16 protein-coding genes are annotated in these 16,992 nt (G+C 51.1%); 10 read left to right on the forward strand and 6 right to left on the reverse strand.

Going from position 1 to position 16,992, the window contains the following annotated elements; genetic code table 11:
• The first annotated feature begins 117 nt into the window (after positions 1–117).
• The 8 genes from BUB73_RS00125 (at position 118) to BUB73_RS00160 (ending at position 9,420) form a co-directional block, all read left to right on the forward strand.
• Positions 118–1,185 (forward strand): hypothetical protein, encoded by a 1,068-nt coding sequence (locus BUB73_RS00125; RefSeq protein ID WP_139258140.1) that lies wholly within the window; start codon positions 118–120, stop codon positions 1,183–1,185.
• A gap of 126 nt (positions 1,186–1,311) precedes the next feature.
• Positions 1,312–1,680 carry a 30S ribosomal protein S6 gene (gene rpsF, locus BUB73_RS00130; RefSeq protein ID WP_073155629.1) on the forward strand — a complete coding sequence of 123 codons (369 nt, stop codon included), beginning with the start codon at positions 1,312–1,314 and terminating at the stop codon, positions 1,678–1,680.
• Positions 1,680–1,931 (forward strand): 30S ribosomal protein S18, encoded by a 252-nt coding sequence (gene rpsR / locus BUB73_RS00135; RefSeq protein ID WP_073155632.1) that lies wholly within the window; start codon positions 1,680–1,682, stop codon positions 1,929–1,931. The genes rpsF and rpsR overlap by 1 nt, the downstream gene beginning before the upstream one ends.
• Before the next feature lie 17 nt (positions 1,932–1,948).
• Positions 1,949–2,398, forward strand: a complete 450-nt coding sequence (rplI, locus tag BUB73_RS00140) for a 50S ribosomal protein L9 (RefSeq protein WP_073155635.1) — start codon at positions 1,949–1,951, stop codon at positions 2,396–2,398.
• A 452-nt stretch (positions 2,399–2,850) separates the two neighbouring features.
• Positions 2,851–4,380, forward strand: a complete 1,530-nt coding sequence (locus tag BUB73_RS00145; RefSeq protein ID WP_088658793.1) for a hypothetical protein — start codon at positions 2,851–2,853, stop codon at positions 4,378–4,380.
• Positions 4,380–5,102, forward strand: coding sequence for a hypothetical protein (locus BUB73_RS00150; RefSeq protein WP_073155641.1), 723 nt, complete (start codon positions 4,380–4,382; stop codon positions 5,100–5,102). Before BUB73_RS00145 ends, BUB73_RS00150 begins: the two co-directional genes overlap by 1 nt.
• A 61-nt stretch (positions 5,103–5,163) precedes the next feature.
• Positions 5,164–6,342 carry an efflux RND transporter periplasmic adaptor subunit gene (locus tag BUB73_RS00155; protein WP_073155644.1) on the forward strand — a complete coding sequence of 393 codons (1,179 nt, stop codon included), beginning with the start codon at positions 5,164–5,166 and terminating at the stop codon, positions 6,340–6,342.
• A gap of 18 nt (positions 6,343–6,360) precedes the next feature.
• Positions 6,361–9,420 carry an efflux RND transporter permease subunit gene (locus BUB73_RS00160; RefSeq protein ID WP_073155647.1) on the forward strand — a complete coding sequence of 1,020 codons (3,060 nt, stop codon included), beginning with the start codon at positions 6,361–6,363 and terminating at the stop codon, positions 9,418–9,420.
• 2 nt (positions 9,421–9,422) lie between these two features.
• Here BUB73_RS00160 and BUB73_RS00165 read toward each other — a convergent pair whose 3' ends face one another.
• Both BUB73_RS00165 and BUB73_RS00170 read right to left on the reverse strand, forming a co-directional pair.
• A complete protein-coding gene (locus tag BUB73_RS00165; protein ID WP_073156709.1) occupies positions 9,423–9,698 on the reverse strand; it encodes an FtsB family cell division protein in 276 nt (91 codons plus the stop codon).
• 8 nt (positions 9,699–9,706) lie between these two features.
• Entirely contained in the window at positions 9,707–10,624 is a 918-nt protein-coding gene (locus BUB73_RS00170) for a DNA-processing protein DprA (RefSeq protein WP_073282761.1), read from the reverse strand.
• On the opposite strand from BUB73_RS00170, the gene mazG reads away from it, so the two are divergent.
• Positions 10,625–11,434: a nucleoside triphosphate pyrophosphohydrolase gene (gene mazG, locus BUB73_RS00175; protein ID WP_073155653.1), complete on the forward strand. Its 810-nt coding sequence runs from the start codon at positions 10,625–10,627 to the stop codon at positions 11,432–11,434.
• A gap of 540 nt (positions 11,435–11,974) precedes the next feature.
• Here the strand turns inward: mazG and fusA are convergent.
• Both fusA and BUB73_RS00185 read right to left on the reverse strand, forming a co-directional pair.
• The gene (gene fusA / locus BUB73_RS00180) at positions 11,975–14,104 is read right to left on the reverse strand and encodes an elongation factor G (RefSeq protein WP_073155656.1); all 2,130 of its coding nucleotides are present in this window, start codon (positions 14,102–14,104) and stop codon (positions 11,975–11,977) included.
• A gap of 197 nt (positions 14,105–14,301) precedes the next feature.
• Positions 14,302–14,931 carry an EcsC family protein gene (locus tag BUB73_RS00185; protein WP_073155659.1) on the reverse strand — a complete coding sequence of 210 codons (630 nt, stop codon included), beginning with the start codon at positions 14,929–14,931 and terminating at the stop codon, positions 14,302–14,304.
• Positions 14,932–15,347: 416 nt separating this feature from the next.
• Between BUB73_RS00185 and BUB73_RS17115 the strand changes: the two genes are divergently transcribed.
• A complete protein-coding gene (locus BUB73_RS17115) occupies positions 15,348–15,575 on the forward strand; it encodes a hypothetical protein (RefSeq protein WP_175552179.1) in 228 nt (75 codons plus the stop codon).
• An 81-nt stretch (positions 15,576–15,656) separates the two neighbouring features.
• Here BUB73_RS17115 and BUB73_RS00195 read toward each other — a convergent pair whose 3' ends face one another.
• Both BUB73_RS00195 and map read right to left on the reverse strand, forming a co-directional pair.
• Positions 15,657–15,992 carry a hypothetical protein gene (locus tag BUB73_RS00195; protein ID WP_073155664.1) on the reverse strand — a complete coding sequence of 112 codons (336 nt, stop codon included), beginning with the start codon at positions 15,990–15,992 and terminating at the stop codon, positions 15,657–15,659.
• Between the two features lie 147 nt (positions 15,993–16,139).
• Positions 16,140–16,901 (reverse strand): type I methionyl aminopeptidase, encoded by a 762-nt coding sequence (map, locus tag BUB73_RS00200; protein WP_073155667.1) that lies wholly within the window; start codon positions 16,899–16,901, stop codon positions 16,140–16,142.
• Positions 16,902–16,992 lie beyond the last annotated feature (91 nt).

Below are 16,992 nucleotides of genomic sequence, written 5' to 3' on the forward strand. Positions count from 1 at the left end.
GGTACTTACTAGTCGGCGACTCCGGCTCACAGTAGTCCTTAGAAGCATTTTTACAACAGCCCCCGGCAATACGCCGAGGGCTTTTGTGTTATACTTTTTATTATAATTATCCACGATATGAAATCAGTCCTGTCCGTCATCCTTTTTTTAGTACTGAATGCGTTTGCAGTATCCGCAAATGGTTCTTTTGGGGTGACTGCAGATGGCTCGATAAGTCCCTTGGGAATGGTGCTGATGGGAGCTGCCACGGGATCGTTTAATGCGGATTCGGTCATGGCGGCTGAAGCGGAAGGTGCAGAATCTTGCGAAGGCGATGACTGCGAAGATGATGACGATGACTGCGAGGGCGAAGATTGTGAAGAATCGGAAGATTGCTCCGAAGAGGACTCTGAAGATTGTCTGGATTCCGCTGCGGTTGCCGCCCGCAATATGAAAAATGTTCCTCTTCCACGTCAGACTGCCTATACTGGCAAGGGCCTGTCTATTGGTCTTGGTGGTGGAATTTACAATCCTACGGAAGATTGTGATTGCATGGGTATTTGGCAAGGGCAGCTGGAATACTTTTATGCCGATTGGATTAGTGGCGGTATCGATGTCCGTTTCTTTGGGGGCGACCTGGATAGCGATGTGATGGTCATGTACCAGCGCTACCGTACGAACCTCAGGTTCCATAAGGCCTGGCAGAAATTGGATATTTACCTGGAATCGGTGTTGGCCTTTGAAAATACAAGCATTTCTGAATTGCGTGACCAGATCAATAGCCGCGGAAAGTATTCTACGGAGGTCGTTGGCGATTTTACCGATGATATGCCGGATTGGGTTGTTGGCGTTACCACGGATACAATTCTCGTTGAAGACACGACCTTTGTGAAAGACAAGGAAGCTTGTGAACGGATGCTGTCGCTGGATGGTTTTTCTGTGGGCGTGGGTGCTGGTTTTGGTTTGAATCTGACTCGCCTCTGGGGTGTGACTGGAAGTGTTCTTTTCGAATACAATTTCTCGAAGGTTATGGAACTCTCCTTGGTGCCCGGTGTGGCCTTCAATTTGCGCGAAGTTTGGGGTTGGGCCAAGAAAAATCTGCTTTCTACCTGGATTATGGTGGAATTTGGCGCCCAGCGATACTTCAATAATGGTGTAAAGGATTGGGCGAATTACGGTCTTGTGGGCATCCAGTTGGGCATTTAACCCTTGGACTGCCCCTTCCAGTTTGACAAAACGGTTTGATTTTCTATATTTGAGCCACCGATTTTTATCGGAACCCTCCCGGGGCCAATGTTGGTAACCTGGGCGAAAGACCAAAGGGATCTCATTATGAGACAGTATGAAACTATGGTGATCATCGACGCTATGATCTCCGACGACGCCATCAAGGCTGAAATCGAGACCATCGCCGCTGCAATCACTAAGGGTGGCGAAATTGTTCGTCGCGATGATTGGGGCAAGCGTAAGCTCGCTTATTCTATCAACAAGCGCCAGCACGGCTTCTATGTTATCTTCTACTACAAGGCAGAAGTTGCAACTGTTGCCGCTATGGAAGCTGCTCTCAAGCTCAATGAAAACGTTCTCCGTTGGATGACCCTCGCTGATTATCCGATGTCCGAAATCGTTTACAATGCAGACATGGCTCAGTCTACCGAAGAAATCGTTCCGGTTGACGCAGAAGAAGGGGAGGCTGAATAATGGCTTTTGAAGATAAGAAGCAGGCAACCCGTATTCGTCGCAAGAAGACTTGCTGGTTCACCGAAAACAACGTTCAGTTCATTGACTACAAGGATGAAAAGACTCTCCGTCGCTTCATCTCTGAACGCGGTAAGATTATTCCTCGCCGTATTTCTGGCACCTCTGCTAAGTATCAGCGTATGCTGAACGAAGCTATCAAGCGTGCTCGTCAGATGGCTATCCTTCCGTTTGTCTCTGACAGCATGCGCTAATAAGGAGGAACTAGACTATGGAAATTATTCTTAAGGCTAACGTACCTCACCTCGGTAAGATGCTCGACGTTGTGAAGGTTAAGAATGGTTATGCAAATAACTACCTCTTCCCCCGCAAGCTCGCTGTTCGCGCTACCAAGGAAGCTATCGCTGAAATCGAAAACAACCGCGCTGCTGTTGAAGCTGCATTCCAGAAGGAATTGGCTGCTGCAGGCGACGTAGCTGCAAAGCTCTCTCAGATTTCTGTGAACATGGAACGCCGCGTTGTTGAAGGCGAACGTCTGTACGGTTCTGTATCCGCATCTGACATCGCTGACGCAATCACCAAGCAGGGTGTCAAGGTGACCCGTGCTCAGGTCGAACTGGCTGAACCCATCAAGCAGCTGGGTGTCTACACCGTGACCATCAAGGTCTTCGGTGACGTCGAAGCTCAGGTTAAGGTTTGGGTCGTTAAGGAACAGGCTTAATTAGCTGCCGGACGCGAAGTGTCCACAGGCTTAAGCCAATCCCTAAAGACTAGATCTTTTGGACCGCTCCCCTCCTAATCGGGGGGGGGCGTTTTTTTTGTTGGAAAATAGTTGGTTGGAAAAGGCGGTGGAAATATTTGAAAAAGAGGGTTTTACACCGCCTTTTTATTATGTTGTATGAAAATTAGACGGTTTTGGAAGTACTTTTTTGGCTTTTGGCCTCCGTAAAAGCCTGATTTTGCGATTTGTTATGAACACTCTCCCCCTAAAAAGGTGTTTTATTGTAGGCAAACTAACGAAAAGGCGGTGGCGGGGCGGCTGTTTTCGGCTTTTCCACTGCCTTTTTTCTGAATTTTTGCGGAAAAACGTATTTATAGGCCGTTGCGGCCGCCTGAGGTTTGGTTTATGGTGGGTGAGTTTTCTATTTTTGGGGCATGCGCAAGATTTCGTTGATGTCTTTTGTTAAGGTTATGGCCTGTGCGGCCAGTTTGTTGGCTGTTCAATCTTTTGCACAGCCCCGTGATTTATTTGCTGAATTTGAGGAAGAAGCCGCTGTGGCCGATAAGGCCGCCGCTGATTCTGTAGAGGCTGCCAAGAAGGCCGAGGCGGATAAGAAAGCTGCCGAAGAAAAGGCCGCCGCCGAGAAGGCTGCAGAGAAGGCCGCCGCTGATAGCGCCGCTGCTGCCCAGGCTGCTGCAGCCGCTCCCGTAAAGACCGAAGAAGAATTGGCTGCTGAACAGGCTGCAAAAAGAGCTGCTGCAGAAAAGGCGGCTAACATCATGCGCTCAACGGCAGAAGGTGCCGCTGCCGAAGCTGAAAAGGCTAGGGCTGCGTCCGATTCCTCCGCTGCCTCGCAGGACCCCTACGAAGGTGTAGACCGCAACGAACTTTACGCCCGCGAAATGCAGCGCATCAGTGATTCCCTGCAGTATATCAGCGATTCTATCGCTCTTGCTCAAATGACTGCCGATAGCATTGCCGCTGTCGAAAAGGCTAGGAACGATAGCATCCAGGCTTATAACGATTCTATTCAGGCAGCCAGCGCCAGTTCTACAGCAATTCCCTCTTCCAGCTCCATGAGCCGTCGCGACATTCTTGGCCCCGTCAAGGTTTCCAAGGTGAATGGCCTCGACGATATGAAGGGTAAGTACAAGAGCCCCCGCAAGGCCATGTTCATGTCTCTGGTGGTGCCGGGCGCCGGTCAGCTGTATGTGGGCGGATCCACCTTTACCAAGGTCCGCGGTGGTGTTTATCTAGCTCTCGAAGCCGCTCTCTGGGGTAGCTGGTATTACTATTCCGTGTACAAGTATGATCGACAGGTAAACAGATACAAGAACTTTGCCAACGACCATTTCTCCATTGGTACCTACGAAACGAAGATGCGTAAACTGTATAAGGATGTTTCTGAGAATGGGGCTGAATTCCGTTCCCGTTACCTCGGTTCTCGTGAGTCCTTCTGCGAAGCCATTTTTGGTGATGCGAATAGGGAAGGTTGCTACAACGATTCTTACGTCTACTACAAGGATACTGACTATAGAAATCGTTTTGTCAATAATCCTAAGTCGCTGGGTGATGATCGCAAGAAGAACGGCTTCTACGATGAATCTGCTGTGTACCAGCATGTGTCCGATGGCTCTTACGTGCTGGGCTGGGACGACGTGAAGGATGAAGCTGTTGCTGCAAGCCTTGATCTTGAAACTAACGGTTCCGAAGTTGTGGCCCTAGGTACATCCTCCAATCAGGACACCTACCGCAGCATGCGCAACAAGGCTAACGACTATGCCGATATGCAGGCCTGGTTCTTTGGCGGCATCATCCTGAACCACATTGTGTCTGCCGTTGATGCAGCCTTTACGGCCCACGCTCATAACAAGGCTCTGTATCAGGAAGATCTTTCCTGGTATGACCGTCTCCACTTTGACGGTGGTGTAGTTCTTGGTGAATCTGTTGGCGTAAATGTAATGGCTAGCTGGGGATTCTAATGAAGACTTTTGGAAAGGTCCTTCAAGTTCTACTTCTTGCCGCCGCGGTCGCTTTTTCGCAGGTGGTCATCTCTGTTGATGACAATGTTTCTAAGAATAGCGACAAGAGCTGGTGGAAAGCCATGGGTGCTTCGGCACTCCTTCCGGGTATGGGCGAACTGTACCTGGGCGAGCAGGAATTTGTGCGGCCTTTCGTGTGGACCGACGTTGCCCTGTGGGTGACTGCCATTGGATCCTATTTTATTGGTGAACGCTATGTGACATCCGCTCACGGATATGCGGTTCGTCACGCAGGGCTTAATACTTCCAGCAAGAACGTCGATATGCTGAATACCGTGGGCGATTATCGTAGCCGTGGCGGTGTTGACGGTCAGAACTCTTCACCTGATATGGATGAAGATTACAATCAGGCCATGATTCGTGCTGGCAAGAAAATCGATGAAGACCTGTCGGCTGAAATCCAGTGGGACTGGGGTAGCTCCGACAATCCCGAAACTTCGGAACACATTGATGAATATAAAAGTCGCTTGCGCCATTATCGTGTGAGCCGCATCGTTTTCCAGGCTAGTGTTGGTGCGTTGGTCTTGAATCGTGTGGTTTCTATGCTGAACACGATCCGTGTTTATCGACGTACTTCTTCTAAGGCCTTCTCGGAACGGATTGAGTTTGTTCCCGAGTTCTATGAAGATGGAAGCGGCTTGTTGATGAACGTTAAATTTTAGGCGGATTTAGGCAGCTGTTTGAGACCGCGGAGCACCTAAACAACATTATAGGATTGAACAAATGCATGCAGGTACTTCTAATTTTTTAAAGGCATTCCCCATAAAGTTTGCGATTCTAATTGCGACGTTCATTTCGTTGTTGTTAGTGGGGTGTAGCGATGAAGCTCCTGGTGCAAAGGTGCCTGCTTTCAAGGCTCCTGATTCCAAGGCTGCGGCCAAGAGTGGTGCGCCCGGTGGTAAGGGGCCCGGTGGCCCTGGTGGTCGTGGCAACAAGACTTTCGCCGTTGAAGGTTATATTGCAGAATTCCACAAGCCCAGTGGATCTTTCCAGACAATGGCTACCTTGGAAGCTTTGAACCGTGTGGAGTTGTCCGCTGCCGCCAACGGTCGTCTGGTGAATCTTTATGCAAAGGATGGCGCTTCTGTACAGAAGGGTTCGCTCCTTGCCAAGATTGATGATTCCGAATTGAAGGCACAGTTGAAGCAGGCTGAATCCAGTCTGCATCTGGCTCAGCAGAAAATGGAACGTACCAAGGGTTTGGTCGAAAAGAACGCCGCGACGACGACGGATATGGAAGCTGCTGAAGCCTCCCTCAAGTCTGCCGAGGCCAGCGTCGAATTGATAAAGGCTCAGATTGCAAAGACTGAAGTCCGTGCCCCCTTTAGCGGTAAACTCGGTTTTGTGAATGTTTCTGTGGGCGCCTGGGTGACCACGGGCACTTCCATTGCGACTTTAAGTGAAGTGACGAAATTGAAGGCCAAGTTCGCCTTGCCGCAACGATATGCGACTACCTTGAAGGTGGGCAATCCCATTACCTTGATTGACGAAGAACGGGCCATCCAGAAAGTGGGGAAGGTGACAGCCCTTGACGCCACGATTTCGGAAAGCAGCCGTACCCGCCAGATTATGGTGACCGTGGATAATTCCAAGGGCGAATTGATTGCTGGCGGTTATGCCAAGGTTAGCGTTGAATTGCAGTCTGGCCGAACCCAGACAATTCCCGTTCCCGCCGAAGCTCTTACGCTGGACAAGGATGGCGCCTATATCTTTGTGGTGCAGGATGGCAAGGCTTCTATGCGCCGTGTGGAGACGGGCCTTCGCACTCCCATTGCAGTTGATGTAATTTCTGGGCTGAATGAAGGCGATACCGTTATTACTTCGGGCTTGATTAGCATCCGTCAGGGAAGTTCTGTTCGTATCCGAGAAATCCGTAACAACACCGATTACGAAGTGGATTAGACGAGAGACGAAAGAAAAATGAGTGTTGCAAATCTATCTGTTCGTAGACCTGTCCTAATGACGGTGATGGCCTTGGTCATCATCTTGCTTGGCGCCTTCGGTATGAGTGAGTTGGGTATTCGTGAATACCCGAACGTAGACTATCCCATTATTCAGGTTAGAACTTCTTATCCTGGCGCAAACGCTGCCGTGGTGGAAGCCGAAGTTACCGAAGTCCTGGAATCATCCATTAACAGTGCCCCGGGTATTAAGGCCCTGACCTCTACCAGCTCCGATGGCTTTTCTTATATCAGTGTGGAGTTTGAAACGGGCATGGATCTGGAGGATGCCGCCAACGATATCCGTGACCGCGTAAGCCGTGTCCGCCGTAAATTGCCTGACGATGTGGACGAACCGACGGTGAACAAGAGCGACTCCGATTCCGACCCCATCTTGATGATCAGCTTGGTCAGCGATAAGCTGGACGCCATGGACGTTTCTGAAATCGCACGCAATCATGTGAAGGAACGTCTGCAGACCATTAACGGTGTTTCCGAAGTGGTTATCTGGGGTGAAAAGCAGCCTACAGTGCGTCTGTGGATTGACCCCATCCGTATGCAGGCCATGGGCGTTACCGGAAGCGAAATGAGTGCCGCCCTTTCCAAGGGCAACCTGGAACTTCCCGCAGGCTCTATCGAAGGTTCCGAAACAACCCTTTCTATTCGTACTCTGGGCCGAATTTCTGACCCGGAAGCTTTTGCAAACATTGCGGTAAAAACTGCGGCCGATGGCACTGTAATTCGCGTGTCCGACGTTGCTAACATCCATTACGAACCGCTGGATACCCGTAAGGGATTTAGACGTAACGGCAAGAACACGGTGACCTGCGCTCTGGTGGCTCAGCCTGGCAGTAACCATGTGAACATCGCTGACGAATTCTACAAGCGTGTGGAAGAACTCCGCCGGGAATTGCCTGAGGGTGTCGAGATGCTTTATGGTCGCGACACTTCCATTAATATCCGCGCTTCCATCAAGGAAGTGGTGGAGACCATCTTTGTGGCGTTCCTTCTGGTGATTGCCATTATCTTTGCATTCCTGCGTGAAGGCCGTACGACAATTATCCCCATGGTGGTGGTGCCGGTGGCTGTGATTGGAAGTTTCTTTGTGCTGTACCTTTGCGGCTTTAGCATTAACGTTCTGACGCTTCTGGCCATGGTGCTTGCCATTGGCCTTGTGGTGGATGATGCTATCGTGATTGTGGAAAACATTTACGATAAGATTGAAAAGGGCATGACACCTAAGCAGGCTGCCGTGGCGGGAACAAATGAAATCTTCTTTGCCGTGATTGCAACGTCTGTGGTCTTGATGGCTGTGTTCATTCCGGTGCTTGCCCTGGGCGGTACCACGGGTCTTCTATTCCGCGAATTTGTGGCGGTGATGATCGGGACGGTCTTCCTTTCTACCACTTGCGCCTTGACACTTTCTCCCATGCTTTGTTCGAAGTTCTTGCGTCATCAGAAGAAGGGATCGTTCTACAAGATAACGGAACCGTTCTTTGAAGGTCTGAATAAAATTTATGCCGTGCTTCTGGGTGGCTTCCTTAGATTGCGTTTCTTGTTGTTCCCGGTGGTAGCCGGGCTCCTGTTTGCGGCTTATTTCTGCTTCAACAACATGAGCTCTGAAATGGCTCCCACAGAAGATTCGGGCTCTGTCATGGTGAACGTGAATATGCCCGAAGGTGTGACCCTTACCCGTACCAAGCGCATGGCCGATGCGTTTGTGGATGAGGTCATGACCATTCTGGATAGCGGTGAGTATAAGGAAGTGCAGGCTGGCGCTTGGAATGCCGGTAACTCCAGAATTCGTTTGTCCTTGAATGACGACAAGACGGCTCGTCGCCCCCAGAGCGAAATTGCCCATGCCATCCAGATTCTGGGTAACGAATACCCGGACTTGCGCGTGATGGTGTTTGAACCTCAGAGTATCAGTACCCAGCGAGGTGGTCTGCCGGTGCAGTTCGTGTTGCAGGCGGGGTCCATCGAAACTTTGCGTACCTTGGTTCCCAAGTTCATGGAAGCGGCTAGCAAGAGCCCCATATTCAGCGTGGTGAACACCAACCTGAAATTTACCAAGCCTGAATTACATATTGAAATCCTGCGAGACAAGGCTGACGAGGAAGGGGTATCCGTAAATGATATAGCCCAGGCCGTTCAGCTTTCTATCAGCGAAAAGAGCTATGGTGAATATTATCGTGAAGGCCGCCAGTACGACGTGATTGGTGCCGTGGGTTATCAGTACCGCAGTTCTCCCCAGAATCTTTCTCTGTTGACGGTGAAGAACCGCAAGGGGGAGGCCGTTAGCCTGGATAACTTCATCACTTATAAGGAACGTTCTGCATCTCCGTCGTTGCCCCGTTACAACCGATTCAGTTCTGCGACCATTCAGGCAGGGCTTGTTCCCGGGATGACCATCGGCGATGGCGTTGAAGAAATGCGCAGAATCGCTAAGGATGTACTGAAGGAATACCCCAACGTGAGCACGACCCTTAGCGGTGCTTCCAAGGAATTCGAGGAAAGTTCTTCGGGATTGTATATCGTGTTCTTGCTGGCTCTGGCGCTGGTGTTCCTGGTGCTGGCGGGTCAGTTTGAAAGTTTCCGCGCTCCCCTGGTGATTTTCTTTACGGTGCCCCTGGCTTTGGCCGGTGCGTTGGCTTGCCTCTACCTGACAGGTCAGACCTTGAATATCTTCAGTGAGATTGCCTTGATTCTGTTGATTGCCCTTGTGACCAAGAACGGCATCCTGATTGTGGAATTTGCAAATCAGATTGCGGCGGCTACCGGATGTACAAAGCTTGAGGCGGCTAGGCAGGCGGCGACCCGCCGCTTCCGCCCAATCCTTATGACGAGCCTTTCTACGGTATTGGGCGCAGTGCCCCTGATCCTCACGGGCACGCCTAGCCGTATCGCAATGGGTATTGCCATTGCGGGCGGTCTCACCTTTGCGACCTTCATGACCCTCTTTGTGGTGCCTGCGGCCTACAGCTACTTCGCCGGGAAGGTGGAGCACGTCAGCTCTACTGACGCAAGTAAGATGGCTTAAAATTATTCAACTAGCTGGAAGACGACTTCACCCTTGCGGCTCATGCCATAGCGTGTGCGGAGAAGCCCTTCCTTGTAGAGGGAGTCGGTCTTCAGTTGCTGAATCTGCACTTTGCGCTTGTCGATCACCATCTGCAGCGAATCAATCTGATGCTGGTAGCTGGCGATCTCGCGGTTGATTCTACGCTGCTGTCTGATGCTGTTCTTTCCGAACATCATCTGGGCCACTACGATGATGGCGAAGATAAACAGTGCGAGAATGACTAAGTGCTTCTTCAAGCTCAAAACTAAAGGCTCCCATTAAAGTAGAACTGCATATTGTCCTTCGTCTGGACCAATCCTGCAATCTCAAGTTCCGTTAATATAGCTAAAATGTTGCCAGTCTTAAAGTTACAATCCGCTTGAATTTCTGAAAAAGTCTTGCGGAATCCGTTGAACTTTGTAAAAATCATGGTGGCCTCCTGGGAAAGCTGGCAGCCGGTGTGGGCGAGATTCTGCAAAGAGGGAGCTTCCTGGCTATGGGCGGTCAAGGGAATTCCTGCCTGCACTCTCAGACTTTCCGGTAAAAAAATTGGCTTTGCCTTCCCGCAGTCCAAATAAAGATTGGGGCCGCAGGCCACTTCGCTGTCAAAATCTCCCGGCACGGCTAATAGCAACTTGCCCTCTCCAAGGCAGTAATCCGCCGTGATCAGGGCCCCGCCCTTGCTCTTGCTCTGTACCAGTACCGTAGCGCGGCTAAGACCGCTGATGATGCGGTTACGGGCCGGAAACATGCCCTTCAGGGAGGCCTGGTCGCCGGCGTACTCGCTAAGGATAGCGCCTCCGGATTCCAGGATGCGGCGGGCCAGGTCGGCGCGTTCTCCGGGGATTCTTGCGTCGATTCCCTGGGCGATGACGGCGATGGTGGGGAGGCCCGCCTCCAGGGCGGCTTCGTGGCAGTAGCTGTCGATGCCTTGAGCGAGCCCCGAGACGATGACCGCCTTGGTGCCTTTCAGGGAATGTACCAGCCTGCGGCAAAGTTCTGGGGCGGAACTGCCTGGACGTCGGGTGCCTACCATGGCAATTCCAATGGAGTCTTTTTCTGGCAGTGCGCCCTTGTAGAATAGACGCTTTGGCCTCAAAGACGATTCGCCCAGCAGTAGCGGAAACAGTTTCGGTTCTAATTCCTGGCTGACGTACTCTTCGGCTTTTCTATTTTTACCCATATGAAGTATTCCTTTCAAGATCTTGTGAATATCATGGCCACCCTCCGCTCGGAAAATGGCTGCCCCTGGGACCGTAAGCAGACGCACCAGTCCCTGCTCCCCTACTTGGTGGAAGAATCCCACGAATATATCGACGCAGCCCAGGCCAACGACAAGGTTCACATGGCCGAGGAACTGGGAGATGTGCTCTTCCAGGTGGTATTCCATTCACAGGTCGCGAAGGACAATGGCGATTTCTGTATCGACGACGTTGTGCAGGGAATCTGCGAAAAAATGGTCCGACGTCATCCTCATGTGTTTGGCGATGCCAAGGTGGATGATGCCTCCGAGGTGACCCGTAGATGGGAACGCATCAAGGCTGCGGAAAAGAACAATCAGGACATGGTCGGCAAGTCCGCTATGGATAAAGTAAGCAAGAGCATGCCCACGCTGGCCCGTGCCCAGGAAATCCAGCGGCGTGCCGCCAAGGTCGGATTTGATTGGGTCGAGGCAGAACCTGTATTCAACAAAGCTGTGGAGGAATTTAGCGAATTCCGTGCCGAAATGCAAGCCTCCTCTGCGGAATGCAACAACATCGACCGCATGGAAGATGAGTTCGGCGATATCTTGTTCAGCCTGGTGAACGTGGCCCGCCATTGCGGCTTCAATGCGGCCCTGGCACTGGAACGGGCCAACACCAAGTTCGAAAAGCGCTTCCGTATCGTGGAACAGATGGCTCGCGACGAAGGCAAGGAAATGAAGGAGGAAACTCCTGAACGTCTGCAGGAATTCTGGCGCGCTGCCAAGAAGGCCACAAAGGTGCTGCCCTAGGCCGCCGATTTAATACAAATTGGAACGTTCTTTTTGGGAATAGGGGTTTAGCAGAAAAAGTTTCCGCTAACCGTTTTGCGAGGTATATTATTATCGTGCTTCCAATCTATTTCTGGTTCTAGAGAAGGGATGCCGGATCGAACCATACGGGTAGGAATAGATAGGAAGCACACTTGTTCTCTTCTAATTCCACTGAGTCCCGCGGGCTTGTCCCGCGGGGCTCTTGTGTATTTATGGGAGGGTGTCGGTAAAACACCCTTCCTTGTGTTGTGTACATGTGAAAAAGTCCCGCGGTTTCCCGCGGGACTTCTTCTAATTCTGAGTTGAACTCAATTAAACGTTTGGGGCCGTGAGCAAAAAAAGACCTCGGTATTAACCGAGGTCTTTTTTAGCGAGAGTGAGGGCCTGCCAGAACTTGCATTCTGAATGGGCCCGAACGGTCTCCCTGTGAGCAAAAAGACCTCGGTATTAACCGAGGTCTTTTTAGCGAGAGTGAGGGCCTGCCGGAACTTGCATTCTGAATGGGCCCGAACGGTCTCGTTAAGCGCGTGCGCCAGCCTTGTCGCCGTACTTCTTGATGAGTTCTTCCTGGATGTTCTTGGGAACCGGAGAGTACTTGCAGAATTCCATGGTGAATTCTGCCTTACCCTGGGTCATAGAACGCAGGTCAGTTGCGTAGCCGAACATTTCGGACAGCGGAACTTCAGCGGTGATGGTGGTCATGCCCAGTTCTTCGTTAGTACCAGCGATGGTACCACGACGCTGAGAAACGTTACCAACAACGGAACCCTGGAATTCGGTCGGGGTCTGGATTTCAACCTTCATGATCGGTTCGAGGATCTGAGCGCCGGCCTTAGCGAAAGCTTCGCGGAAAGCCATACGAGCAGCAACCTGGAAGGCCATATCAGAGGAGTCAACCGGGTGGAATGCACCATCCTGAACGTCCATTTCGATACCCACAACCGGGAAGCCGATCAAGGAACCTGCTTCCATGCAGCTCTGGAAACCCTTATCGCAGGACGGGATGTATTCCTTAGGAATACGGCCGCCAACGACGGAGTTAACGAAGTTGTAAACCTTTTCGGAGTCGCCTTCGACAGCCATCGGACGCATTTCGCCGACAACCTTAGCGTACTGACCGCTACCACCGGTCTGCTTCTTATGAGTGTAGTCGAACTTGGAAGAACGAGTGATGGTTTCGCGGTATGCAACCTGCGGAGCACCAGTCTGGACGTCAACCTTGTATTCACGACGCATACGTTCGATGTAAACGTCAAGATGAAGTTCGCCCATACCCTTGATGATGGTTTCGCCAGATTCCTTGTTAACTTCAACCTGGAAGGTGGGGTCTTCCTTGGTGAAGCGGTTCAGGGCCTTAGACATGTTGTCCAGGTCGTCACGGTTCTTAGCTTCGATCACCAGTTCGATAACCGGGTTAGGAACGTGCATGGAGGTCATGTTGTAGTGGTTCTTGCCATCGGTAAAGGTAGTACCGGATGCGCAGTCAATACCGAACAGAGCAACGATGTCGCCTGCACCAGCTTCGGTGATATCCACCATTTCATCAGCGTGCATACGAACGAGACGGCCAACGGAAACCTTCTTGGTGGTTGCCATGTTGGTGATCATGTCGCCCTTCTTGATGGTACCCTGGTAAACGCGGATGTAGGTCAGCTGACCATAGCGGTCGTTGACCAGCTTGAATGCGTAGCAAACCAGCGGTTCAGCATCTTCGGACTTCAGGACAACTTCTGCTTCGTTGTTGTCGATGTCCAGAGCCTTGTTTTCAACTTCGGTCGGGTTCGGGAGGTAGTCCACAACACCGTCGAGGAGCTTCTGGATACCAATGTTCTTGTGAGCGGAACCCATGAACACCGGAGTGATTTCGAGAGAAATGGTAGCTTCGCGGATGGTCTTCTTGATGAGATCCTTGTCGATTTCATCAACGCCATACATGCCTTCCATAGCCTTTTCCATGATTTCGTCGTTGTAGTCTGCGCAGCAGTCAACGAGCTTTTCACGGTATTCCTGAGCCTGGTCAACCAGTTCAGCCGGAATTTCCTTTTCGATCATGTCGTCGCCGTTGGCGCCTTCGAAGTAGTAGGCCTTCATTTCAACCAGGTCGACCACACCCTTCAGTTGGTCTTCGAGACCGATAGGAATCTGCATAACGCAGGGCTTGTGGTTCAGCTTTTCCTTGAGCATAACTGCAACGCGGAGCGGATTTGCACCGGAACGGTCGCACTTGTTGACAAACACAACGCGGGGCACATGATAGCGGCGCATCTGGCGGTCAACGGTAATAGACTGAGACTGAACGCCTTCCACGCCGGTAAGAACGAGGATAGCACCGTCAAGCACACGGAGAGAACGTTCAACTTCGATAGTGAAGTCCACGTGCCCCGGGGTATCGATGATGTTGATGGTGTCAGCTTCGCCAGACTTGGTGTGAGTCCAGCTTGCGAAGGTAGCAGCAGACTGAATGGTAATGCCGCGTTCGCGTTCGAGTTCCATGGAGTCCATCGTGGCACCGACGCCGTCCTTACCACGAACTTCGTGGATAGCGTGAATACGCTTGGTGTAGTAGAGGATACGTTCGGTAAGAGTGGTCTTACCGGAGTCGATGTGGGCAGAAATACCAATGTTTCTGTGAGTTGCAATGTTTTTCATTTTTTATTCCACAAATGGAGTTGATGTTATTTGAGTTGCGCGCAAAGATAGAAAAAAAAGGGGGTGGGGTCAAGGGCGGGGTATTTTTGGGGCCATTAAACAGCGAAATCCAGGCCTTTTTGACCCGGATTTCTTGAAATTTTTAAAAATAAAAGGTTTTTTATAGGTTTGCGGGACCGACCTGCTAAGCCTATATATTAATCTTGGGGCTCGGCAGGTTCTGCATCCTGAACTTCCGGATCCTGGTCCGAAAGGGCCTTGAAGTAGGCAGCAGCCGTTTTTCCCACCTCGTTGGTGTCGTAGAAGGTGTAGGCTCCGTTGCCGATGGCGCCGATGGCTGGGATGGCTCGGAGGGCCACTCGACCAAGCATCTTGGTAGAAACTTTCAGACCGATTTTCTGGAGGATCTTTTCCAGAGCGCTGAGGGAAAGCTTTTGCACGATAATGCGACTGCCGGTGCGGACTGCCAGGTCGCGGAGGAGGGAGGCGGCGCTGTGGCGGAAGAGGCACCAGACCATGGCTTCGCGGCTGAGGAGGGCTACCTTGCCATAAGTAGCGGCAATGTCGGAGACCAGCTGGGCCTGTATACGCCAGACGGAGGCAATGTCGGGGATGGAGGTCAGGACTCCGGTAAAGCCAGCGGGGATAGAAAGTGTGGCACTGACGGCTGCTGCCTTGATGGCTGCCTGCTGGGTCAGTTTCTTCACTTTTTCGCCGGGGTCGGCTGTTTCGACATAGAGGGATTCGGGAATCTCGGTAATCAGTTCGAAAAGAAGCTTGGAAAATTTATCCTTAAGCATGTCGGCGGTCTTGTCGTTTATTTCCATAGAGTCCTCTTGAATCCTTCTGGTGCAAAAAAAATGTGAGTGCCCTTGAAATATACAATAGAATTTGAGGATCGTTCATGAAATGCGCAAACATCAGTGTCTTATTTTGCGGAGGTTTTCGTTTCGTTCTACGATTATCGGAATTCTGGAAAGTAATCTATTGGCGGTTTGACAGCGAAGTGGAAAGATTGCTCGTGAAGTGATGATTCTCACGTTTGTGAGAGTTCCCTTTAAGAATTTTCGTTTTGTACGATATATCTAAAAGAATGATTGATAGGACCCTTGTAGACATGATGCAACCTATAAACTGACTTTCAAAAAGGAAGATGGTTCACCCGACAATGCCATGGCAGAAAAGGTTTTTGACTGGTGCCGGAGCGAATACGACTGGTTCCTAGAGTGGGGCGATGCTCCTTTTGGCAGATCTTGATATTGAGAAAAGCTTTAGTAATTGTCCCGATGTTAAGGGGATGAAATTCCTTGGGATTATATTCGGGGCCTTAGAAAAGCCGATTTTCCTTGAAGAATGGGAAAAAGGTGCGAGGCCTGCTGCCAAGAAACCTGCAGAAAAGAAGGTGACAGCGAAAAAGGCAACAGCAAAGAAATCGACTGCTGCGAAACCAAAAACCGCAAAAAAGAAATAATGGCTTAAACTGAAAAATCTCCGCCTCACTGGGGCGGAGATTTTTTTGAATGTCTCGTTTTCGGATCTATTTATTGATGGACTAGAACAATACCTTGGCCAGGCCTCCGGCTAATCCAGGAAGTGTATAGCGCAGAGTCTTATCGCCCAGCCAGTATTCCAGGGCTTCATCAATCCACTGTCGTTCGCTGGTAATCTTGCGGATCACGATGTCGGTACCTTTATCGGTATCATCAAAGTAATAGTAACCGCGGAACTTGATTGGGAAGATTTCTCCATGGAGCAACACGGAAACGTCTGCAGTTCCTTTGTCTGAATCTATAGACACGGACTGGACATCACCGAACTTCTTGACTAGTTCGTGATTCTTGACGAAGGCTACCACAGCTTTGTCGCGGAGATTACTGAGCAGAGACATTGTTGTGAAGAGTGAATAGTGAACAGTGAATAGTTGTGAGCGATGAGTAATGAGCTGTGAGCTAAAGTTAGGCGCCTTTGTCGCGATTATCTAGCTGAAAGGAGCCGAAGGCTCCGTCCTCATACCTCGCGCCTCACACCTTTTCGATTAGCGGGGGAGGGTCAGAATTTCGATGCCGTCCTTGGTCTTGACCACGGTGTGTTCCCACTGGGCGCTGAGGGTGCCATCGCGGGTCACTGCAGTCCAACCGTCAGACAGAGTCTTGGTGCCGGGCTTGCCTGCATTCAGCATGGGCTCGACGGTGAACACGTTGCCGGGTTCAATGAAACTGGTCAGTTCGTTGTTGCGGAAGTGGAACACCAGGGGCTCTTCGTGGAAACCACGGCCGATACCATGACCGCAGTAGTCTTGAACCACGCTGAAACCGTGTTCGTCGGCAATGTCATTGATGGCGTAACCGATGTCGTTCCAGCGGGCACCCTGTTCGCCTGCAACGCGGATGCCTTCTTCCATGGCGAACTTGGCGGTGTCCACCAGTTCCTGTGCTAGCTTGCTGACCTTGCCTACGGTAAACATGGCGGAAGTGTCGCCGTGATAACCTTGGAGGATGGTGGTGATGTCGATGTTTACGATGTCGCCTTCCTTAAGGATGGTCTTGGCGTCGGGGATGCCGTGGCAGATAACTTCATTGATACTGATGCAGGCATAGCGGGGGTAACCGTGGTAACCCTTACAGGCGGAAATGCCCTTGTGCTGACGGGTGTAATCACCGATGAATTCATCGATTTCCAGGGTGCAGACACCGGGCTTGCACATTTCGCCTGCGCGAATCAGGGTTTCTGCTGCCAGAGCGCCTGCGTCGCGGATCAGTTCAATTTCTCTTGCGTTCTTTACTTTAATCTTAGCCATTTTGAGGTGTGAGCTCGCGCTTCGCGCTTTGAGGTATGAGGTCGCTCGCGTTGCTCGCTTTGAGGTGAGATTTTAAGGAACTATGTGGTAG

This window comes from Fibrobacter sp. UWH6, assembly GCF_900142465.1.
Taxonomy (GTDB): Bacteria; Fibrobacterota; Fibrobacteria; order Fibrobacterales; family Fibrobacteraceae; genus Fibrobacter.